Annotated in this window: 20 protein-coding genes; 7 read left to right on the forward strand and 13 right to left on the reverse strand. The window is 66.1% G+C overall.

All coding sequences use genetic code 11. The features are described 5' to 3' along the window. The first annotated feature begins 233 nt into the window (after window positions 1–233). Window positions 234–572 (forward strand): P-II family nitrogen regulator, encoded by a 339-nt coding sequence (locus tag CBW24_RS14995; protein ID WP_088662828.1) that lies wholly within the window; start codon window positions 234–236, stop codon window positions 570–572. A gap of 28 nt (window positions 573–600) precedes the next feature. Then, window positions 601–1965, forward strand: coding sequence for an ammonium transporter AmtB (locus CBW24_RS15000; protein ID WP_088662829.1), 1365 nt, complete (start codon window positions 601–603; stop codon window positions 1963–1965). Window positions 1966–2087: 122 nt separating this feature from the next. Here the strand turns inward: CBW24_RS15000 and CBW24_RS15005 are convergent, their stop codons facing one another. From CBW24_RS15005 to CBW24_RS15030, 6 genes are all read right to left on the reverse strand, one after another. Next, on the reverse strand, window positions 2088–3272 hold the full coding sequence (locus CBW24_RS15005) for an amino acid aminotransferase (RefSeq protein ID WP_097374042.1): 1185 nt from the start codon (window positions 3270–3272) through the stop codon (window positions 2088–2090). Then, window positions 3272–4129: a 3-mercaptopyruvate sulfurtransferase gene (gene sseA, locus CBW24_RS15010; protein ID WP_097374043.1), complete on the reverse strand. Its 858-nt coding sequence runs from the start codon at window positions 4127–4129 to the stop codon at window positions 3272–3274. Before sseA ends, CBW24_RS15005 begins: the two co-directional genes overlap by 1 nt. A gap of 127 nt (window positions 4130–4256) precedes the next feature. Beyond that, on the reverse strand, window positions 4257–4730 hold the full coding sequence (gene smpB / locus CBW24_RS15015) for an SsrA-binding protein SmpB (protein ID WP_088662832.1): 474 nt from the start codon (window positions 4728–4730) through the stop codon (window positions 4257–4259). Window positions 4731–4815: 85 nt separating this feature from the next. Further along, window positions 4816–5088: a hypothetical protein gene (locus CBW24_RS15020; protein ID WP_097374044.1), complete on the reverse strand. Its 273-nt coding sequence runs from the start codon at window positions 5086–5088 to the stop codon at window positions 4816–4818. Window positions 5089–5090: 2 nt separating this feature from the next. Further along, window positions 5091–7178: a DNA helicase RecQ gene (gene recQ / locus CBW24_RS15025; RefSeq protein WP_097374045.1), complete on the reverse strand. Its 2088-nt coding sequence runs from the start codon at window positions 7176–7178 to the stop codon at window positions 5091–5093. A 106-nt stretch (window positions 7179–7284) separates the two neighbouring features. After that, on the reverse strand, window positions 7285–7569 hold the full coding sequence (locus tag CBW24_RS15030) for a YggT family protein (protein ID WP_097374046.1): 285 nt from the start codon (window positions 7567–7569) through the stop codon (window positions 7285–7287). 195 nt (window positions 7570–7764) lie between these two features. Between CBW24_RS15030 and CBW24_RS15035 the strand changes: the two genes are divergently transcribed. Continuing rightward, entirely contained in the window at window positions 7765–8325 is a 561-nt protein-coding gene (locus CBW24_RS15035) for an acyl-CoA thioesterase (protein WP_097374047.1), read from the forward strand. A gap of 48 nt (window positions 8326–8373) precedes the next feature. After that, window positions 8374–8718 (forward strand): DUF2794 domain-containing protein, encoded by a 345-nt coding sequence (locus tag CBW24_RS15040; RefSeq protein WP_088662837.1) that lies wholly within the window; start codon window positions 8374–8376, stop codon window positions 8716–8718. 72 nt (window positions 8719–8790) lie between these two features. On the opposite strand, the gene CBW24_RS15045 is transcribed toward CBW24_RS15040, so the two are convergent. From CBW24_RS15045 to CBW24_RS15055, 3 genes are all read right to left on the reverse strand, one after another. Continuing rightward, window positions 8791–9636, reverse strand: coding sequence for a C40 family peptidase (locus CBW24_RS15045; RefSeq protein WP_232529874.1), 846 nt, complete (start codon window positions 9634–9636; stop codon window positions 8791–8793). Continuing rightward, window positions 9633–11027 (reverse strand): leucyl aminopeptidase family protein, encoded by a 1395-nt coding sequence (locus CBW24_RS15050; protein ID WP_097374048.1) that lies wholly within the window; start codon window positions 11025–11027, stop codon window positions 9633–9635. Before CBW24_RS15050 ends, CBW24_RS15045 begins: the two co-directional genes overlap by 4 nt. Window positions 11028–11268: 241 nt before the next feature. Further along, entirely contained in the window at window positions 11269–11649 is a 381-nt protein-coding gene (locus CBW24_RS15055) for a hypothetical protein (protein WP_088662839.1), read from the reverse strand. 172 nt (window positions 11650–11821) lie between these two features. On the opposite strand from CBW24_RS15055, the gene CBW24_RS15060 reads away from it, so the two are divergent. Beyond that, entirely contained in the window at window positions 11822–12472 is a 651-nt protein-coding gene (locus CBW24_RS15060) for a carbonic anhydrase (protein WP_088662840.1), read from the forward strand. Window positions 12473–12506: 34 nt separating this feature from the next. Here the strand turns inward: CBW24_RS15060 and CBW24_RS15065 are convergent, their stop codons facing one another. From CBW24_RS15065 to CBW24_RS15075, 3 genes are all read right to left on the reverse strand, one after another. After that, entirely contained in the window at window positions 12507–13355 is an 849-nt protein-coding gene (locus CBW24_RS15065) for a 4-(cytidine 5'-diphospho)-2-C-methyl-D-erythritol kinase (RefSeq protein WP_097374049.1), read from the reverse strand. Between the two features lie 13 nt (window positions 13356–13368). Next, complete coding sequence (locus CBW24_RS15070) at window positions 13369–15174, reverse strand: tetratricopeptide repeat protein (RefSeq protein ID WP_232529876.1); 1806 nt, start codon at window positions 15172–15174, stop codon at window positions 13369–13371. 209 nt (window positions 15175–15383) lie between these two features. Further along, entirely contained in the window at window positions 15384–17027 is a 1644-nt protein-coding gene (locus tag CBW24_RS15075; protein WP_097374050.1) for an electron transfer flavoprotein-ubiquinone oxidoreductase, read from the reverse strand. Between the two features lie 351 nt (window positions 17028–17378). Here CBW24_RS15075 and greA point away from each other — a divergent pair, with 351 nt between their 5' ends. Both greA and CBW24_RS15085 read left to right on the forward strand, forming a co-directional pair. Further along, window positions 17379–17849: a transcription elongation factor GreA gene (gene greA / locus CBW24_RS15080; protein ID WP_088662843.1), complete on the forward strand. Its 471-nt coding sequence runs from the start codon at window positions 17379–17381 to the stop codon at window positions 17847–17849. 2 nt (window positions 17850–17851) lie between these two features. Then, window positions 17852–19051 (forward strand): hypothetical protein, encoded by a 1200-nt coding sequence (locus tag CBW24_RS15085; protein WP_232529878.1) that lies wholly within the window; start codon window positions 17852–17854, stop codon window positions 19049–19051. An 82-nt stretch (window positions 19052–19133) separates the two neighbouring features. Here CBW24_RS15085 and zapE read toward each other — a convergent pair whose 3' ends face one another. After that, window positions 19134–20237: a cell division protein ZapE gene (gene zapE, locus CBW24_RS15090; protein WP_097374052.1), complete on the reverse strand. Its 1104-nt coding sequence runs from the start codon at window positions 20235–20237 to the stop codon at window positions 19134–19136. Between the last annotated feature and the right edge of the window lie 29 nt (window positions 20238–20266).

A 20266-nucleotide genomic window follows, 5' to 3' on the forward strand; every position in this document is an offset into this window, starting at 1 on the left:
CGGACATTAACGGCTCCGACCGGGAATGTGGATAGCACGTCCGCGTCACCCGAGGAGTTTTCACAGCGCCCAATTGCGCGGCGATTCGATTAAATTGTGTAATTTTTGGGCAGTAATGCAGTCCAACTGCCCCGTCATTGGGCCACGATTCCTTGAAGGGCAAATGCCTAATAAGGTGTCACTTCCAGCGTGAACCCGCCGGGAGCCCCCCGGCACAGTGGAAGGGAGCTCAAGTGAAACTCATCATTGCAGCAATCAAGCCGTTCAAGCTGGAGGAGGTGCGCGAGGCGCTCACCGCCATCGGCGTGCGCGGGATGATGGTGACCGAGATCAAGGGCTTCGGCTCCCAGTCCGGGCACACCGAAATCTATCGTGGCGCCGAATACGCCGTGAACTTCGTCCCCAAGGTCAAGCTGGAGATCGTCGTCTCCGCCGCGATGGCCGATCAGGTGGTCGAAACCATCCAGACCACCGCCAAAACCGACAAGATCGGCGACGGCAAGATCTTCGTGCTCGACGTGAACCAAGCGGTGCGCGTGCGGACGGGCGAAACCAACGACGACGCGCTTTAAGCGACGGATTTAAGGGGAAAACGAACAGATGAATTTTCGCAAACTCATTCCGGCCAGCGCGGCCCTGACGGCGGCGATCCTGCTGCCCGCACTGGGCTACGCGCAGGAGGCCGCCGAGGCCGCTGCCGAAGCCGTGCCCGCGGGCGGGCCCGACGAGCAGACCGCCTTTATCCTGACCTCCGTCCTGTTTCTCGTCGGTGGCTTTCTGGTGTTCTGGATGGCTGCAGGCTTTGCCATGCTGGAAGCCGGCCTTGTCCGCTCCAAAAACGTGGCGATGCAGCTGACCAAGAACATCGCGCTGTTTTCGCTGGCCTCCATCTTTTACTACCTCGTCGGCTACAACCTGATGTATCCGCTGGGTGACTGGGCGATCGAGGGCTACTTCTCCGCGCTGTTCCCGGCTGTCGCCGTGCTCGAAGGCGTTGGCATCGATGCGGCAGGTGCCGACGATATCGCCTATGCCTCGACCGCGTCGGACTACTTCTTCCAGCTGATGTTCTGCGCCACCACCGCGTCGATCGTCTCCGGCACGCTGGCCGAGCGGATCAAGCTGTGGCCCTTCCTGATCTTCACGATCATCCTGACCGCGTTCATCTACCCGCTGCAGGCTTCGTGGAAATGGGGCGGTGGCTTCCTTGACGCGATGGGCTTCCTCGACTTCGCCGGTTCGACCGTCGTGCACTCCGTGGGTGGCTGGGCCGCTCTGGTCGGCGCGCTGTTCCTCGGGCCGCGTCTGGGCAAATACAAGGACGGCCGCGTCATCCCGATGCCGGGCTCCAACCTTGCCCTTGCCACGCTGGGCACGTTCATCCTGTGGCTCGGCTGGTTCGGCTTCAACGGTGGCTCGCAGCTGGCGATGGGCACCATCGGTGACGTGACCGATGTCAGCCGTATCTTCGCCAACACCAACGCTGCCGCAGCAGGTGGCGGTCTGACCGCGCTGATCCTGACCCAGCTTCTTTACAAGAAGCCGGACCTCACCATGGTGCTGAACGGCTGTCTGGCCGGTCTGGTGTCGATCACCGCAGAACCGCTGACCCCGACCCTTGGCTGGGCGACCATCATCGGCATGATCGGCGGCGTGATCGTGGTGTTCGGCGTGCCGTTCCTCGACAAGCTGAAGATCGACGACGCCGTGGGTGCCATCCCGGTTCACCTGATGGCTGGTATCTGGGGCACCTTCATCGTGCCGCTGACCAACCCTGATGGCTCCTACGTCACGCAGATCATCTCGATCCTGATCGTCGCAGCCTTCGTGATCGTCGTGTCCGCAATCGTCTGGTTCATCCTGAAGCTGGTCATGGGCCTGCGTGTGGATGCCGAGACCGAAATCGCCGGCCTCGACATGGCGGAACTGGGCATGGAAGCCTACCCCGAGTTCTCCAAAGGCTGATCCCTTCCGATCACCCTTAGAAATTGGAAAGGCCCCGGATGGCAACATCCGGGGCCTTTTCGTGCCGATGGGATGAATGCGGCGGGCCGTAGGGCGGCGTTGCCTCGCGCAGGCGTCGCAGCCTAGCGCAGATGCCGGGCGATGATCCGGGCGGCGCGGGGGATGGTCTCGGGCGTGAGTCCCGCCAGATTGATGCGCCCGTCTCCGATCATATACAGCGCGTCCTCATCCCGCATCGCAGCCACCTGCGCAGGGTCCGCGCCGATCAGCGAAAACATTCCGCGCTGTCCGGCGATGAAGCCAAACCGGTCCGAGCCGCTTTCCGCCTGCAATGCCTGCGCCAGCGCCCGGCGATTGCCGTTCATCAACTCCCGCATGGCGGACAGTTCCGTCGTCCAGCTCGTGCGCAGATCGGGATCGGTCAGAATGTCTGTGACCAGCCGCGCCCCGTGATCGGGCGGAAAGGCATAGGCCTGCCGGTTCAGCCACGCCAGCAACGCCTGTGCGCGGGTGGCCTCTGCCGGGGTCGCACAAACCGCCAGAGCCATGCCGACCCGTTCGCGATACAATCCGAAATTCTTCGATCCGCTCACCGCCAACAGCATTTCGGGCAGGGTTTCGGCCAGCAATCGCGGCCCGGCGGCATCTGCCTCCAACCCATCGCCAAAGCCCTGATAGGCCATATCGACCATCGGCACCGCGCCCGTCTGGCCAAGCACCATCGCGATCTCGGCCCAGTCGGCGGGCTGGGGATCGGCACCGGTGGGGTTGTGGCAACAGCCATGCAACAGCACCAGATCCCCCACCCCGGTCCGTGCCAGATCTTCCAGCATCCCGGCCCGATCCAGCCCCCCGGTCGCGGCGTCGTAGTAGCGGTAACTGGCCCACGCGATCCCCATCGTGTCGAGGATCGAGGCATGGTTCGGCCAGCTTGGCTCGGGAAGCAGCACCCGCACATCAGGATTGGCTAGCCGCGCGGCTTCGAAACATTGGCGCACCGCGCCCGTGCCGCCCGGCGTGGCCAGCGCAGCGACCCGGTCGGCCGCGACCGCAGCGCCCAGCACCAGCCCACGCATGGCGGCGTGAAATTCAGGATCACCGGCCAGCGCGATATAGCCCTTCGTCTGCTGACGTTCCAACAGCCGTGCCTCGGCTGTCTTTACCACCGCCATGACAGGGGTCCGGCCTGCTGCGTCGCGGAACACGCCGACGCCGAGGTCGATCTTGCCGGGGCGCGTATCCTCGGCGAAAAGCCGCATGATATTCAGGATCTTGTCGGGCGCCCTCTCCGGCAACTGGCCCAGCATCAGGCGTCGCCGGTCGCGACCTTCAGGTCGCCGAACATGCCCCATTCCGCCCACGATCCATCGTATAGCGCGTGGCGGGGATTGCCGATCCGCTCAAGAGCCAACGACAGGATCGCCGCCGTCACGCCGGAGCCGCAGCTGGTAATCACCGGCGCCATCGGATCGACGCCCGCAGCCTCGAAAATCCGGCGCAGCGCATCGGGGGCCTTCATGGTGCCGTCATCGTTGAGCAAGCTGGCATAATGCACATTGCGTGATCCGGGGATGTGGCCTGCGCGTAGGCCGGGGCGCGGCTCGGGCAATTCGCCCCGAAACCGCGCGGGGGAGCGCGCATCGACCACCTGCCATTCGCCCAGCTTCAGCCCGGCGGCGACCTGCGTCACGTCTTTGACCCGGTCGGCCTGCCGCTGCACCGTCATGTGCCGGTCGCGGATCACCGGCGGCATGTCCTCGATCTCCCGGCCCTCGGCCTTCCATTTCGGCAAGCCGCCATCGAGCACCGCGACATCGGTCTTGCCCATCAGGCGAAACAGCCACCACACCCGCGCGGCGGAAAACAGACCGGCGCCATCGTAGATCACCACCTGATGCCCGTCGCCCACGCCCATCGCGCGCAGGCGCGAGATGAACTTCTCCGGCGGCGGCGCCATATGCGGCAACTCAGAACGCTGGTCGGAAATCTCATCGATATCGAAGAACCGCGCGCCGGGGATATGTCCCGCCGCATATTCGGCCTTCGCATCGCGCCCCGCGTCCGGCAAATACCATGACGCGTCGATCACGCGCAGATCGGGGGTTTTCAGATGGTCGGCCAGCCACTGGGTCGAAACCAGGGTCCGGGGGTCGCTATGCGGCATCAGGGCACTCCGAGGCTGTGACGGTGCTGTCGGCGGATCACGTCGGGATTAGACCCCAAACGCCAATGTGACAAGCCCGCGCACCCCGCACCACCTGCGCAAGCGCCGTGCCGCTGCAAGGCGCGGTTCAGCGTGCGTCGCGCAGCAGGCGGGCTTTCTGACGCTGCCAATCGCGCTTGGCCTCGGTCGCGCGTTTGTCGGCGACCTTTTTACCCTTGGCGATGCCGATCTTCAGCTTGGCCATGCCGCGATGGTTGAAATACAGCACCAGCGGCACCAGCGTCATGCCTTTGCGCTGGGTGTCGGACCACAGCCGCGCCAGTTCCTTGCGCGACACCAACAGCTTGCGCCGACGTTTCTCATCGTGGCCAAACATCGCCCGGTCATAGGGGGCGATGTAGGAATTCACCAACCACAGTTCGCCGTCATGCACCTCGGCGTAGCTTTCAGCCACGTTGGCGGAATGCTCGCGCAGGGACTTCACCTCCGAGCCGGTCAGGATGATCCCGCATTCGAGGTCATCCTCAATCGCATAGTCATACCGCGCCCGCCGGTTCTCGGCGATCACCTTGTAATTGGGATTTGATTTCTCTTTGGCCATGACGGGGTCATATATGTCATCGGCTGCGGTTCTCCAAGGGCGCGCGCACGGGCCGATGGCGGTTTCGTGGGACAGGGCGCGCCGCCTAGCCTGCCGCCGGTGCCATCACCCAGACCGCAAGCGCGATTGCCGCGAACAACGCCACGCTCACCGCCAGAAAGCCCCGACGCGCCCGACGATCGGCAGGGTCGCGCAGCCACCCGTTCCACACCGCCAGTTGCGTCGATGGCCCCGGCACACCGTCTGATGCCTCCCGTGCCCGGGCCGCCAGCCGCAGCAGGATACGAAACGCCAACATGCCCCATGCCGCGAACAGCACGCCCAGAAGCGCCAGAACGAGCCCTTGCGCAAACCCCATGCTCAGCCCTCCGCCAGCACATCCAGAAAGGCGGGACCAAACCGTTCGGCCCGCGCCGCACCCAGCATACGCTCCATCTCGGCCAGTGTGGCCGGACGCCGTTCGGCCACTTGCCGCAGGGTGGTGGCGTTTAGTGACATCGGCTTATCGGTGCCATCGGGGCCACGCACCAGATCGCGCCCGGCAGCCTGCAACCGGTCATAAAGCGCCCCGGCGTCCCGCCCCGCCAGCGCCCGCCGCGCCGGATGAACCCGTTCGTCCGCAGCCGCCTCGCCCGCGATAATGGCCAGAAACTCCGCGCCGTAGCGTTCCAGCTTCTTGGCCCCGACACCGCCGATCCGCGCCATGTCATCCAGCGTGGCGGGCCGGGTTTCGGCCATCTCGATCAGCGTGCGATCGGTGAAGACCATATAAGCCGGGACTGATCCCGCCTCCGCCAGCGCGCGGCGTTTGGCCTTCAGCGCCGACATCAGCGGCGCGTCCTCCTCCGACACCAGCGCCTTGACCGCAGGTCGCCGGTCCCGCGAGCGGGTCAGCGTATCACGGCGCAGGGTCACCTTTTCCTCATCGCGCAGCACGGGACGCGCAGAGTCGGTCATCCGCAGCGCGCCGTGCCGCTCCCGGTCCGGCCGCACCAGATCCAGACCCATCATCTGCCGGAAGATCGCCTGCCACTGCCGCCGGTCCCACTCCTGCCCGACACCAAAGGTCGGCAAGGCTTCATGCCCCCGCGCGCGCACCTTGTCGGTCTCGGTGCCCAGTAGAATGTCGATCAGGTGACCGGAGCCGAAATATTCGCCCGTCCGCAGGATCGCCGACAGCGCCATGCGCACCGCCTGCGTGCCGTCGAATGTCTCCGGTGGGCGGTCGCAATGGTCGCAATAGCCGCAGGGCGTGCTGTCCTCGCCGAAATAACCGAGCAGCTTCTGCCGCCGACAGCCCAGCGCCTCCGCCAGCCCCAGCAATGCATTGAGCCGCCCGTGATCGGCCATCCGCCGCTCCGGCGGGGCGAGGCTTTCGTCGATCTGGGACCGGCGCAGGCGAATGTCGTCCGGCCCGTATAGCGTCAGCGTCTCCGCCGGCGCGCCATCACGGCCCGCGCGGCCGATCTCCTGATAATAGGCTTCGATGGATTTGGGCAGATCGGCATGGGCGACCCAGCGGATGTCAGGCTTGTCGACCCCCATGCCGAAGGCAACGGTGGCGACGACGATCAAGCCATCCTCGGACTGAAACCGCGCCTCCACCATGCGGCGCTGATCGGGCTCCATGCCGCCGTGATAGGCCGCCGCACTGTGCCCGGCCTCCTCCAGCGCACGGGCCAGACCCTCGGTCTTGGCGCGGGTGCCGCAATAGACGATGCCTGACCGGCCCTTGCGCGCAGCGGCAAAGTCGAGGATCTGCCGCCGTGGCTGATCCTTGGCGGTAAACGCCAGATGGATATTGGGCCGGTCAAAGCCACGCAGAAACGATTGCGGCTGCTCCCCGTCAAACAGCCGGGTGACGATCTCGGCGCGGGTTTCCTCATCCGCCGTGGCGGTGAAGGCCGCGAGCGGCACGTTCAGATCCCGGCGCAATTCGCCGATACGCAGGTAATCGGGGCGGAAGTCATGGCCCCATTGGCTGACGCAATGCGCCTCGTCCACGGCGATCAGCGACACCCCGATACGGCGCAGCATATTCACCGCCCCCGCCGCGGCCAGCCGCTCCGGCGCCATATACAGCAACTTCAGCGCGCCCGCGTCGAGCGCGGCAAAGACCTCTGCCGTTTCCTCGTCGGTATTGCCAGAGGTCAGCGCCCCTGCTGCCACGCCCGCCTCGCGCAGGCCCCGCACCTGATCGCGCATCAGGGCGATCAAGGGCGAAATCACGACAGTCACGCCCTCGCGGCACAGGGCGGGCAGCTGGAAGCACAGGGATTTGCCGCCGCCCGTGGGCATGATGGCCAGCGTATTGCGGCCTGCGGTCACCGCTTCGACGATCTCTTCCTGACCGGGGCGGAACCCGTCAAAGCCAAAGATCTGGCGCAACAGCCGGGACGGGTCCGTCTCGGTTCCGGGGGCCGGGGATGCCGTGGCCTGCTGCGTCATGGTTGGGGTGCCTCGGTTGCGAAATCAGGCTGCAATCTCCCACAGCCCCTGCCGGGGAACAACCGCTCCCCCGGGCCGGAGCCGCCGCGGCACTTACACGCGGTGCTTAACGAAAGAAGATGCCGGGCAGGATGATGTCGCGCAGCGCGATCACGATCAAAAACGCGATCAGCGGCGCCAGATCCAGCGGTCCGGTGTCGGGCAGGATGCGGCGGATCGGGCGATAGACCGGCTCCAGCAGCTTATTCAGCCCGTCCCAGATCGACATCACGACTGACTGACGATAATTCAGCACGTTGAAATTGAGCAACCAGCTCATGATCACATGCGCCAGCATGATGAAGAACGCCACGTTGAGCAGCAGCATCAGCAGTTGGTAGATCATGATCATCGAACGGGTCTCGTCTTTCGCTAGGTCGGGTCCGCACGACAGGTAAGCGCTCGGTCCTTCGGGCGCAACTGTCGCCACAGCGCGAGTGCCCTGTCGCGGAGGGCCGCTGCGGAGGGCCGCGCCGCTCTGCCGCAGCGTCCGGGGTTGCGGCAGGGCCGCGAACCTGCGGAACTGCGGCGCAAAAGGACCATGCCGATGTATCCCCTGATCCGCCTTGCGTGGCACAGCCTGCGCGCCCGCCAAATGCCCACGCTGCCGCTAGGCGGCACCCATGTGTCGCATCACTACTGCATGCCATGGGATCTGGACCCGTGGTGGGAGTTGAACAACGGACGCACGCTGACGCTTTACGATCTGGGCCGCATCCCGCTGGCGACCCGGACCGGACTTGTCGGTATGCTGCGGCGCCATCGCTGGGGTCTGACCGTGGCAGGTGTGTCGATGCGGTATCGCAAGCGGATCACGATGTTCATGCGCTTTGAAATGCGCTCTCGCCTGATCGGGATGGACGACCGGTTCATCTATCTCGACCAATCGATGTGGAAGGACGGCACCTGTCTGGGCCAAGGGCTTTACCGGGGCGCGGTGATCCGAAAAGGCGGCATGGTTCCCACCGCCGAATTGCGCGCCGCGATGCTAGACGAACTGGGCGAAGACACGGCCATCCCGACCCTGCCCGACTGGGTTCGCGCATGGATCGCCGCCGAAGCGGAACGCCCTTGGCCGCCAGAAAGCACGCTCGGCGCGGGCTCCTGACGCCCGCCGCACTTGATTTGGGCCGGGCAGAGACGCAGATTGTCAGGAATGAACCTGCAACCGCCCTCTCCCTTCCCCAATCAGCGCCCCCCGGAACAGGTGGCGTTCCATCGCACTGAACTGGGCCTGATCCTCGGACTATACGGGCGCATGGTGGCGGCGGGCGAATGGCGCGATTACGGCATTTCGAACCTGCGCGACGTCGCGGTGTTCTCCATCTTCCGCCGCACCGCCGAACAGCCGCTCTACCGGATCGAGAAACGCCCCCGGCTTCGGCTGAAGCAGGGGATGTATGCGGTGATCGGCATGGATGGCCAAATCCTCAAACGCGGCCATGACCTGAAAGCCGTGCTGCGGGTGCTGGAGCGTAAGCTGATCCGCGTCGTCGAATAGGATCGCCCACCCCGGCGGCCCCTTTTCCTTACGCCCCCGGCATACACCACGACGCAAATGCAAACGCGGCGGTCAGAGCCGCCGACGCGCGGTCACCGGGCCGTCGCCCGCCGCCGCGATCCGTTCCACTGCTTCAGCGACCGGCTCATAGGCCACGCCCATATGATGCGCATTGGCGTGGATCAGGATCTCGCCATCCACCGCCATTGCCACATGGCCTTTCCAGAACAGCAAATCGCCCCGACGCAGCGGCGCGTCCTCCGCCAGCAATGCCCCCAGCGTGGCCGCCTGCTGATCGCTGTCGCCCGGACAGTCCAGCCCCGCCGCCAACAGCGCCGCCTGCACCAACCCCGAACAATCGATACCGGCGGTCGAATTGCCGCCCCACAGATAGGGCACGCCAAAATGCAGTTGCGCTACCGTGACCGGATCGCGGAACGGGCGGTTGATCGGACGCAGATGCGGACGCGGCACGAAACTGCCATCGTCCAGTTCGTAGAAATCGCCCGAGGCCGACACCACCCGCAACTGACTGCCAAAGGACAGCCATGCCAGTTCGCGGCGCTTCATGTCGGGGGCAGGGTAGAGATGCGTCGCAGGGGTCGCGACCCGGTGTGTGGGCGGCTCGCCCGTGCCCAGCGCGTCCTGCGACACATAGCCGACATAGCCATCACATGCCCGCTGCACGAAACACCAGCCTTCGCGCGTTTCATACACCGTTACCGCCTCGCCCCGCAGCATCTGACGCGCGCGCGCGTCCTCCGGCGCTGCACAGAGGTCTAGCACAGGCCGGGCCACGCGCGCGGGCGTGCCTTCGACAAACCTGTCGGAGGTGACATGCCCATCAAGCCATGTCGCCGCAACGCGACCATTGGCAGGCAGCAGGCGACGATCGGTGGGGATAGCGGGCGCACTCACAGCGACAACACCTGCGGCAGCGCCTCCAACAGCGCGCGGGTCGCCATGCCCGCACCGCCCTTGGTCCGGCCCGGCGCGGCGGTGGGGTTCCAGCCATAGATGTCGAAATGGGTGTAGCTGGGGCTGTCGGTGACGAAGCGGCGCAGAAACAGCGCCGCCGTGATCGCGCCCGCAAACCCACCCTTCGGCGCGTTGTCCAGATCGGCGATTCCCGGTTCGATCATCGTCTCATAGGGGTCATGGAAAGGCATGCGCCAGACCGGGTCAGCAGCCGCGACCGCGCCGCTTTCCAGCGCGGCCGCCAGCATCTCGTCCCCGGTGAAATAGGGCGACAGATCCGGCCCCACCGCGACCCGCGCCGCGCCGGTCAGCGTCGCCATCGAAATTAGCAGGTCGGGCCGTTCCTCATCGGCCAAGGCCAGCGCATCGGCCAGCACAAGACGCCCCTCGGCATCGGTATTGTTGATCTCGACCGTCAGCCCCTTGCGCGAGGTCAGGATATCCTGCGGGCGGAAGCTGTTGGCAGAGACCGAATTTTCAACCGCAGGCACCAGCACCCGCAATTGCAGCGGCAGGTTCAGCGCCATGATCATCCGCGCCAGTCCCAGCACCGCCGCCGCGCCGCCCATGTCCTTTTTCATCAGGCCCATCGAGGCGCCCGATTTCAGGTTCAGACCGCCCGTGTCGAAACACACGCCTTTGCCCACCAGCGTCAGCTTCGGCCCCGCCGTGCCCCAGCGCAGATCCAGCAGCCGGGGTGCCTGTGCCGCAGCCCGGCCCACGGCGTGGATCATGGGGAAGTTCCGCTCCAACAGATCCCCGCCGACCGTCGCCTCAATCGCCGCGCCGAATTCTGTTGCCAGCGCGCGGGCCGCAGCCTCCAATGCCTCCGGCCCCATATCGGCGGCAGGGGTGTTGATCAGATCGCGGGTCAGTGCCTCGCCCGCCGCGATCGCCTCCAGCCGTGCGGCATCGACACCTTCGGGCGCCACCAGCCGCGCCTGCGGCACCGTCTGTGCCCGGTAGCGGTCAAACCCGTATCCGCCCAGCAGCCAGCCCAGCGCCTCCGCCGACAGTTGCTCGGGCGCCAACGCATCGACCACCGCGCCCGATTGGAGCGCGTAGCTGCCCGCAGGCAGCGCCTGCGCCGCCCGCGCCAGATGGAAGCGTCCGCGCACCCGTTGCGCCGGGCTTCCCCACCCTGCGACAGCGACAGGCCCGCCCGAAGCAGGGCAGAGCAGCGCCTCTCCCGCCGCAGCAGTAAAACCATGCCGCGCGATCCAGTCGCCGACGCTGGCATCTTGGGCCGCGCACCACGCGTCCAGATCCTCGGGGGTCAGCAGGTGCAGCGGAATCGTGGCGTCATCCGCGATCACAAATGTCAGGGGCATGGGCAGGCTCCGGCCGTGGGTCAGGGGCAGGGCAGCGCGCAGGCCGCCCGTTCGCGCCAGACCCTATCGCACCCGCAGGCACCTGCAAGGGGGCCACCCGCCGCCGCCGCTGCCAAGGTGCCCGCACCACACGCCACCCTCGCGTGCCCCGGCCACCCGCGCTTGCCCGGCACCCCGCGCGTCGCAACTGCACCGCCCGTCTCGCGCGCATGCCGTCTTGCGCGCATGGCCGTTCAGACCTTCAGGCGTTCAGCGGCACATCCTGCCAAAGCGCGGTCAGCGCCCCGTCCGCCTGCCGATGCAGCCGCGACAGGGTCGCTGCAAGGGCCACCGCGTCACCGGACCGGGCACAGGCCGTAACATCCCCCGCCACACGCGCCACCGCCGCCATGCCGATCTGATCCGCGATGCCGATCAGGCTATGCGCCAGCTTGGCAATGGCACGCAGATCTCCGCGCGCCTGCAATCCATCCAGCTCCGCAAGCCGCCCGGCCAGCGCATCCATCGCGCGGCACATGACCTCCACCGCGCCTGCATTTCCCAGCTGGGCGTAAAGCACCCCCAGCCGGTCGGGATCGAGCCCAACAGGCTCCTCCAAGTCCATTCTCGCAACGTTCATCATTCACCACCACATTGTCACCGCCCCCACGGTCAGGGCCAACCTGCCGCGAAAGCCTGAACAAAGCGTAAGTTTCGGTGGCTGGCTTTCCGGCCAATTTCGGATAAATCTGTCGCAGAACAACGCCGTTACGGTCCGGGCATCCGCCCCGGATGCAGCAGACAGGAGCCGCCTGATGACCATCGCCAAACCCCTGCCATCCTATCTTGTGAACCGCTACCATGGCTGGCGCGCCACGACCTATGCGGAAAACAAGAGCTGGCACCGCCGTTTGGCCGAAGATGGCCAGCGCCCGCGTTTCATGGTCATCGCCTGCTGTGACAGCCGGGTCGACATCCCCGCGGTGCTGGGCGCGACCACCGGCGACATCTTTCTGCATCGCAACATCGCCAACCTGATTCCTCCGTTCGAGCCCGATGGCGAGAAGCACGGCACCTCGGCGGCCATCGAATACGCCGTCAATTTCCTGAAAGTCGCGCATATCATCATCGTCGCACATTCCGATTGCGGCGGCGTAAAGGGGTGCCATGACATGTGCGCGGGCGATGCGCCCGAGTTCGAGCAGAAAACCAGCTTCATCGGGCGTTGGCTCGACATCCTGCGCCCCGGCTACGAGCGGGTTTCGACCGTCGAGGATCGCGGCGCACGGCTGACCGCGCTGGAACAGCAATCGGTGATCGTGTCGCTTGAAAACCTTGCGAAGTTCCCCTTCGTCGAAAAGGCGATGGCCGAAGAGACCCTGACCCTGCACGGCATGTGGTTCGACATCGGCGAAGGCCGTCTGGAAAGCTACGACAGCGAAATGGACAGCTTCTACCCGGTCTAAACCACCGGCTCCGGGGCGGGCGCCACGCGCGGCGCTACGCCTCGGCCACCCACCACGCAGGCGGCGCGGCGGCGCGTATCTCCGCCGCGGCTGCATCGCGCATGTCAGTATCGCGATAGATCGCAAAGCAGGTCGCGCCGGAGCCTGACATCCGCGCCAGAAGACACCCTGCGCTTGCCTCCATCCGGGCCAGCACAGTGCCGATCTCGGGCACCAACGCCATCGCGGGCGGTTGCAGATCGTTGCGCTGACGGGCGAGCCACTCCACGAACCTTGGCAGATCGAGCGCGTCCGGCAGCGGCTCCATCGGCGCGCCGTCGCGCTCGGTCAGCGCCTTGAACACGGCAGGGGTCGCGACTGGCACGCCGGGATTGACCAGCAGCAGCGGCAGATCGGGCAGACCCGTCACAGGGTTCAGCCGTTCGCCGACACCGCGCATCCGCTGGGGGCGGGGGTCCATGCACACGGGCACGTCGGCCCCCAGCGCCAGCAGCGCCTTCGGCCCGGGCAGGTCCATATCCCAAAGCTGGGCCAACCCGCGCAATGCGGCGGCGGCGTCGCTGGACCCGCCGCCAATGCCGGAGCCGGGCGGCAGCCGTTTGGTCAGCGTCACGCTGGCCCCCTGCCCCTGCGCGCCCGTCTCGCGGCGCATGACCTCCATCGCGCGCAGCACAAGGTTCTCCGCCCCGGCGGGGATGCGATCCGCGAACGGTCCCTCGACTCCAAGGCTCAGCTCCGGCGCCGCGCGCAGGTCCAGCCGGTCCCCGGCGCGGCCGAACACCACCAGACTGTCGAGCAGGTGATACCCGTCCGCCCGCCGTCCGGTGACATGCAGCGCAAGATTGATCTTTGCCGGAGCAAAGCCGGTCGCCGTGGCCGTCATCTGATCGCGAGGCTCAGTCGGCGCGCTGCGCGGTGCTCAGGGGCTCTTCGCCTTCCTCGGCCAGAACAGCGTCCAGACCGACCTCCAGCTTGCGCCGGATGCGGGTTGCGTCCTCGGGTTCGGGGTCGAAGGACAGGGCACGATGCCACTGGAATTCTGCCTCGGTCTTGCGCCCCACGGCCCACAGCACATCGCCCAGATGGTCATTGACGATGGGATCGACGGGCATCAGCTCCGCCGCGCGCTCCATCAGGCCAATGGCCTGATCGTAATCACCCAGCAGATAAAGACCCCAACCAAGGCTATCGGTAATGTAGCCATCATCCGGCCGCGCGGCGACAGCCTGCTCGATCAGCTCCATCGCCTCTTCGATGTTGTCGCCCTTCTCTAGGAAGGAATAGCCAAGGTAGTTCTGCACCTGCGGCTGACCGGGGTTCAGCTCCAGCGCGCGGCGCAGATCGGCCTCGGCCTGCGGCCAATGGCCCGTGCGCTCATTGGCGATGCCACGGGCATAGAACACGATCCAATGACCGGGTTCGGGCTGGTCCAGCAGATCAATGGCGCGGTCATAGCTTGTCACCGCATCGGCGTAGCGTTCCTCGGACCGCAGCATATCGCCCAAGGTGATATGCACCGACGTCAAGTCGGGTCGGGTCAGCGCCAGTTGCCGCAGAACCGCGATAGCCCCGTCAGGATCACCGCCCGCGCGCAGCGCTTCGGCGCGCCCGATCTCGGCGATATGATAAGAGGGATCGGTGGGCGACACGCGGGCATAGGCATTGATCGCCAGATCGTGCCGGTCCTGCGCATCCAGCAACGCGCCGGTCAGCAGATAAGCATCGGTGAAATTGGCGCGCAGATGCTCCGCCACGCGGGAATACAGCAGGGTATAGCTGTCAGACGCCTCACCTCGGAGCGCGCTCGCCACCGAATAAAACACCTCTGCCAGACCGTCCTCGCCGTCCCGCAGAAGATCGAAGGGCAATGTCTCGCCCGCCTCCAGCTTGGCCAGCATCTGGCCTATGCCCGGGTCCATGTCGGGGCCGAAACTCTCTGCGATGAGAGCGATGGCCTCGTCATTGCGGCCCAGTTGGCTCAACACCTGCACATGCGCGATGACCCCGCGCCGGGTCAGGGGCGGCGCGGCGCCCTCGTCGCCCGAGAGGATGGCGTCGGCGGCTTCGAAATTTCCCTCGACCGCCTGTGCCAGCCCTTTGTGATAGGCGCCAAAGGCATCGAGCCCGGTGCTGCGCGTGCTGGCGTCAAACGCCTCCATCGCGGCATCGAGATCGCCAAGTGCCACCTCCAGCCATGCCTGCGACAGCCCATCGACCAGCGGGCCGACACTCCGGTCGCCACGCAGCGCGTCGAGCGCCTGCTCGAACCGGCCCGCGCCCAGATCATCGGCCAGCAGGATCATGTTGGCGATCTGGCTGTCCAGTCCCAGCTCCACCAGATCGGTGGCCACAGGCACGGCGCGCTCGATCTTGCCCATGCCGGCATAGGCAAGGATCGCGCTTTCCAGCAGCAGCGGATTGCCGGGGTCCAATTCCAGCGCCTGCGCGTAGTAGCGCGCAGCGGCGGCGTAGTCGTTATGACCGCTCGCATTCCGCGCCGCGAGATAGGCCCCCGCCAGTCCAGCAGTGCCAGCGCGCATGGCATCGGCCCGCGCAGCGGCCTGCGCCTGTGCCAGAACCTCGGCGTCGACCTGCACGTCGCTGCGGGTCTGGGCCAGCGCGTCGCCCGCCGGGGCCGTCTGTGCCTGTGCGCCACCGCCCGGCGGCACAACCAACCCGACCGCCATCACAAGCGTGGACACCGCCGCTGCGGACAACACGGAAGATCGGAGACGGGACAGGGTGCGGGAACACGGCATGGGCGGCTGCCTTTCTGTGACTGCTCGAATACACTGCCTGACGGTAGACCCGCGAGGTTGGCAAAACAATACGCCCTCCCGATCACCTGACCGGAAGGGCGGATTCTGACACCAAAGTGACCGCGCCGCGCCTGATCGCGCGGCACTGCCCGTCACATATTGGGGTAGTTCGGGCCATCGCCGCCCTGCGGCACGGTCCAGTTGATGTTTTGCTCGGGGTCTTTGATATCGCAGGTCTTGCAGTGGACGCAGTTCTGGAAATTGATCTGAAACTTCGTCTCCGCGCCCTCGCCCACGAATTCGTAAACCCCCGCCGGGCAATAGCGCGCCGACGGTCCGCCATAGACCGGCAGATTGACGCGCACCGGCAGCTCGGGGTCCTTCAGCTTCAGATGGCAGGGCTGGCTTTCCTCGTGATTGGTCATCGAGAAACTGACATTGGTCAGCCGGTCAAAGCTTAGCTTGCCATCGGGCTTGGGATACGCGATCGGCGCGAAATCCTCGGCCTTGCCGGTGGCGGCGGCGTCGGATTTACCGTGGCCGACCGTGCCCAGCAGCGAAAAGCCCAGCGTGTTGGTCCACATGTCGAACCCGCCCAGCGTCAGGCTCGCCGACAGGCCGTATTTCGACCAAAGCGGCTTCACGTTGCGCACTTTCTTCAAGTCCTTCGCGATAGGACCGCTGCGCAGATCGTCCTCGTATTCGGTCAGCTCGTCCCGCTGACGCCCGGCAGCGATTGCCGCATGCGCGGCCTCGGCGGCGGCCTTGCCCGACAGCATGGCGTTGTGGTTGCCCTTGATGCGCGGCACGTTCACCAGCCCCGCCGAACAGCCCAGCAGCGCCCCGCCCGGGAACACCACCTTGGGGATCGATTGCCAGCCGCCTTCGGAAATCGCCCGCGCGCCATAGGCCACGCGCTTGCCGCCTTCCAACAGCTCGGCCACCTCCGGATGGTGCTTCAGCCGCTGAAATTCCATGTAGGGAAACAGGTGCGGGTTTTCGTAGTTCAGATGCACGACGAAGCCGATAAACACCTGATTGTTTTCGGCGTGGTAGATGAACGAGCCGCCGCCCGCATTGCTGCCCAGCGGCCAGCCCATCGTATGCGTCACCGTGCCTTCGCGGTGCTTGGCCGGGTCGATCTCCCAGATCTCCTTCATGCCAAGCCCGTATTTCTGCGGCTCCTTGCCCTCCGCCAGATCGTATTTCGCGATGACCTGCTTGGACAGCGATCCGCGGACGCCTTCGGCCAGCAACACATATTTGCCGTTCAGCACCATGCCCGGCTCATAGCCCGGCCCCGGCGTGCCGTCCGCCTGCCGCCCAAACTCACCTGCGATCACGCCGGTCACGGTGTCGCCGTCATAGACCAGTTCGGAACAGGACATGCCGGGGAAGACCTCGACGCCCAGCGCCTCCGCCTGCTCCGCCATCCAGCGGCAGACATTGCCCATCGAAACGATGTAATTGCCGTGGTTCTTCATCAAGGGCGGCATCGGCCAGTTCGGCACGCGCACCTTGCCCGCCTCACCCAGAATGTAGAAATTGTCGGTCTTGACCGGCACGTTGAGCGGCGCGCCCTTCTCCTTCCAGTCGGGGATCAGCGCATCCAGCCCGCAGGGGTCCAGCACCGCGCCTGACAGGATATGCGCGCCGACCTCCGATCCTTTTTCAAGCACCACCACTTCCAGATCGGGGTCGAGTTGCTTGAGACGGATCGCAGCAGAGAGCCCGGCCGGCCCCGCCCCTACGATCACGACGTCGTAATCCATGGATTCGCGTTCGATCTCGGCCATCGTTGTTTCCCTTGTTGTATCAGGCACCCGCCCCTGCGCGGGGGTTTGAGACTTGCGTAGCGGACGAATTGACAGAACGTCAATTGGACGGCCCGATGATTTTCCCTCATGCGCGCAAGATTGTTGCGCATGAAGTGCCCCGTTTGTCGATTTCGTCGTCACGTCACAGCCCGTTCGCACCGTGCCCCGCGCAGTGTCCCGGCCCCTGACCGCCGCACACTCCCCCTGCGCGACCCTGCGCCGACGGCACCCCGCCGATCCCCCGGCCCCACCGGCAGCGAGGCTTGACTTTACCCGTCCGGATTGAATTAAACGGGCGAACTCTTGTAACTTTTGCCCCCGAGGCCCTGCATGGAAAAGATTCCGATGACCCGCGCCGGTGCCGCCGCGCTGGACGAAGAACTCAAGAAGCTGAAATCCGTTGAACGCCCCGCGATCATCAAGGCGATTGCCGAGGCACGCGAGCACGGCGACCTGTCGGAAAACGCCGAATACCACTCCGCCCGCGAAAAGCAGAGCTTCATCGAGGGTCGGATCAAGGAACTCGAAGGCACCCTGTCGCGCGCCGACGTCATCGACACTTCGAAGCTGAGCGGCCCGATCAAATTCGGCGCCACCGTCACCATCGTGGACGAAGACACCGATGCCGAGAAAACCTACCAGATCGTGGGCGAGCCCGAAGCCGATCTGGAACGCGGTCTGCTCAACATCAAATCGCCCATCGCCCGCGCCCTGATCGGCAAGGAGGAGGGCGACAGCGTCGAGGTGCGCACCCCCGGCGGTGACAAGAGCTACGAGATCCTCACCATCAAGTATATCTGATCATGGCCAGCCGAGGCCCAGAGCATTCCGCGGACCCGGCACCGGGCCCCGCCGCTGCAGGCATGGCAGGCAGCGGCGCGCGCCCTGCCGCCGCCTCCGCGCCGCGCCCCCGCCCCGCACCGTCCGAAGGCCCCGCCGATCTGCTGGCCATCCTGCTGTCGGTGCTGTGGCTGAGCCTGTCGGTCGCGTTTTTCGTGCTGGTGCCCGGCACGGGTAGCGCGGGCGGCACGCCCATGACCTTTGCGATGATGCTGCTGGCGGTGTTCATGCCGGTGGCGGTGATCTGGATCGGCGCCGGGGCGGCCCGCAGCGCACGCATGATGCGCGCCGAAAGCGCCCGCCTGCAAAAGGCAATCGACACTCTGGCCCAGATGCGCGCCGGGGATGCCCCCGCGCCCCGCCCCGCAATCGACACTGCCGCCCACGCCGCCGCCACCGCCACCGCCGAGGACGAACGCGCCGCCACGCTGGAGCGCAAACTGGACGCCATCGCCGCCGCGCAGGCGCAATTGGAACAGGGATTGCAGGCGCTCGCCGCGTCGGGCTCTCCCCGCGCCGGGTTCACCGCGCCCTCCGGCAACTCAGGCAACGCCCAGCGCACCGCGCCTGCCGCCAGCGCCCGCCCCCCGCGCGCGGCACCTGCCTCCGCCCGCGCGCCTGCGCCCGCGGCGGGCTCCGGCGATGGCGGTCAGGCGACGCTTGCCCTAGGCGCGCCCGCAGGCACGGGGGAGCCGATCTCGGTCGATGACTTCATCCGCGCGCTGAACTTCCCCGAAGACGAACGCGACGCCGCAGGGTTTCGCGCCCTGCGCCGCGCGCTTAAGGATCACGCCAGTTCCGGCCTGATCCGCTCCGCTCAGGACGCGCTGACGCTCCTGTCCGAAGATGGCGTCTACATGGATGATCTGACCCCGGACCGCGCGCGCCCCGAGATCTGGCGCCGTTTCGCGCAAGGCGAACGTGGCCGCACCATCGCGGCGCTTGGCGGCGTGCGTGATCGCGAGGCTCTGGCCCGCGCCGCCGGGCGCATGCGCCAAGATCCGATCTTCCGCGACACGGCCCACCACTTCCTGCGCAAGTTCGACAAGACCTTTGCGAATTTCGAACAGTTCGCCAGCGACGAAGACATCGCCCACCTCTCCGAAACCCGCACCGCCCGCGCCTTTATGCTGCTGGGCCGTGTATCGGGAACCTTCGACTGAGGCCCAGCGCACCATCGGCCTGCCCGGTGCGGCGCCGCACCGACTGAGCGGCGCGCGTCTTCCCCGCCGTGGTCCTCCCCGCTCAGCGCGCCTCCGGCGCTCCGCTGCCCCAGTCCGCGTCCTGCATCTCCCGCAGGCGGCTGGCCGTGCGCTCGAATTCGAAACTGCCCTCGCCTTCGATATAGAGTGATTCCGGCAGGTCGGCGGCAGAGCAGATCACCCGCACGCGGGCCTCGTAGAGCGCGTCGATCAAGGTGACAAAGCGCTTGGCCTCGTTGAAATTCGACCGCCCCAGACGCGGCACACCGTCCAGCATCAGAAGCTTCACCGCTTCCGCCAGCGCCAGATAATCCGCAGCGCCCAAAGGCTGCCCGCATAGCGCATAGAACGGCGCGCGCCCGCAGCCGTTGCGATAGGCGGGCAACGTCACCTTGCGGCCCTTGACCTGCAGCAACAGCGGTTCGGCGTCACCGCCAGTCAGATCGGTCCAGATCGCATCCATTCTGGCGCGGGTCTCGGCGTTGACGGGGGTGAACCAGACCTGTTCCCCGGCCAGCCGGTTCTGCCGATAATCGTTTTCGGACCCCAGTTCATGCACCTCCATCCGCTGCTTCAGCAGATCGATGAACGGCACGAAAAGCTGCCGGTTCAGCCCGTTTTTATACAGATCGTCCGGCACCCGGTTGGAGGTCGTGACAATCACCACCCCCGCAGCGAAAAGCTGCTCGAAGAGCCGCCCCACGATCATCGCGTCGGTAATGTCGGTAATCTGCATTTCATCGAACGCCAGCAAATCGACCTCGGCGGCCACGGCCTCCGCCGCCGGCTTGATCGCGTCATCGACACCGCGTTTGCGCGCCTCGTGCATGGCGGTGTGGATTTCCTGCATGAAGGCGTGGAAATGCACGCGCCGTTTGCGAGTGCCGGGAATGGCATCCACGAACAGGTCCATCAACATCGACTTGCCGCGCCCGACCCCGCCCCACAGGTAAAGCCCGGTCACCGGCTCGGGCGTGCTGCCGCCCCCGAACAATCCGCGCAGACCGGAGCGGCGCGCGGGCTTGCGCGCTTCCATCCGGGCGCGCACCGCGTCCAGCTTCTCGACCGCCAGCGCCTGCGCAGGGTCGGGTTTCAGCGTGCCCTCGTCGATGCGGGCGCGATAGATATCGGTGACGGTCTGGCTCATGCTTCTTGCGATACTGCGTGCCGCCAGTC

It is taken from the genome of Pacificitalea manganoxidans (assembly GCF_002504165.1).
Lineage (GTDB): Bacteria > Pseudomonadota > Alphaproteobacteria > Rhodobacterales > Rhodobacteraceae > Pacificitalea > Pacificitalea manganoxidans.

What these genes read in the sequence shown, in the direction of transcription:
- zapE (WP_097374052.1), bottom strand. Translation starts at nt 20,237, where the DNA reads ATGAGCCAGACCGTCACCGATATCTATCGCGCCCGCATCGACGAGGGC.
- CBW24_RS15060 (WP_088662840.1), top strand. Translation starts at nt 11,822, where the DNA reads ATGACCATCGCCAAACCCCTGCCATCCTATCTTGTGAACCGCTACCAT.
- CBW24_RS15040 (WP_088662837.1), top strand. Translation starts at nt 8,374, where the DNA reads ATGAACCTGCAACCGCCCTCTCCCTTCCCCAATCAGCGCCCCCCGGAA.
- greA (WP_088662843.1), top strand. Translation starts at nt 17,379, where the DNA reads ATGGAAAAGATTCCGATGACCCGCGCCGGTGCCGCCGCGCTGGACGAA.
- recQ (WP_097374045.1), bottom strand. Translation starts at nt 7,178, where the DNA reads ATGACGCAGCAGGCCACGGCATCCCCGGCCCCCGGAACCGAGACGGAC.
- CBW24_RS15055 (WP_088662839.1), bottom strand. Translation starts at nt 11,649, where the DNA reads ATGATGAACGTTGCGAGAATGGACTTGGAGGAGCCTGTTGGGCTCGAT.
- sseA (WP_097374043.1), bottom strand. Translation starts at nt 4,129, where the DNA reads ATGCCGCATAGCGACCCCCGGACCCTGGTTTCGACCCAGTGGCTGGCC.
- CBW24_RS15050 (WP_097374048.1), bottom strand. Translation starts at nt 11,027, where the DNA reads ATGCCCCTGACATTTGTGATCGCGGATGACGCCACGATTCCGCTGCAC.
- CBW24_RS15020 (WP_097374044.1), bottom strand. Translation starts at nt 5,088, where the DNA reads ATGGGGTTTGCGCAAGGGCTCGTTCTGGCGCTTCTGGGCGTGCTGTTC.
- CBW24_RS15035 (WP_097374047.1), top strand. Translation starts at nt 7,765, where the DNA reads ATGTATCCCCTGATCCGCCTTGCGTGGCACAGCCTGCGCGCCCGCCAA.
- CBW24_RS15085 (WP_232529878.1), top strand. Translation starts at nt 17,852, where the DNA reads ATGGCCAGCCGAGGCCCAGAGCATTCCGCGGACCCGGCACCGGGCCCC.
- smpB (WP_088662832.1), bottom strand. Translation starts at nt 4,730, where the DNA reads ATGGCCAAAGAGAAATCAAATCCCAATTACAAGGTGATCGCCGAGAAC.
- CBW24_RS15030 (WP_097374046.1), bottom strand. Translation starts at nt 7,569, where the DNA reads ATGATCATGATCTACCAACTGCTGATGCTGCTGCTCAACGTGGCGTTC.
- CBW24_RS15075 (WP_097374050.1), bottom strand. Translation starts at nt 17,027, where the DNA reads ATGGCCGAGATCGAACGCGAATCCATGGATTACGACGTCGTGATCGTA.
- CBW24_RS15065 (WP_097374049.1), bottom strand. Translation starts at nt 13,355, where the DNA reads ATGACGGCCACGGCGACCGGCTTTGCTCCGGCAAAGATCAATCTTGCG.
- CBW24_RS15000 (WP_088662829.1), top strand. Translation starts at nt 601, where the DNA reads ATGAATTTTCGCAAACTCATTCCGGCCAGCGCGGCCCTGACGGCGGCG.
- CBW24_RS15005 (WP_097374042.1), bottom strand. Translation starts at nt 3,272, where the DNA reads ATGCTGGGCCAGTTGCCGGAGAGGGCGCCCGACAAGATCCTGAATATC.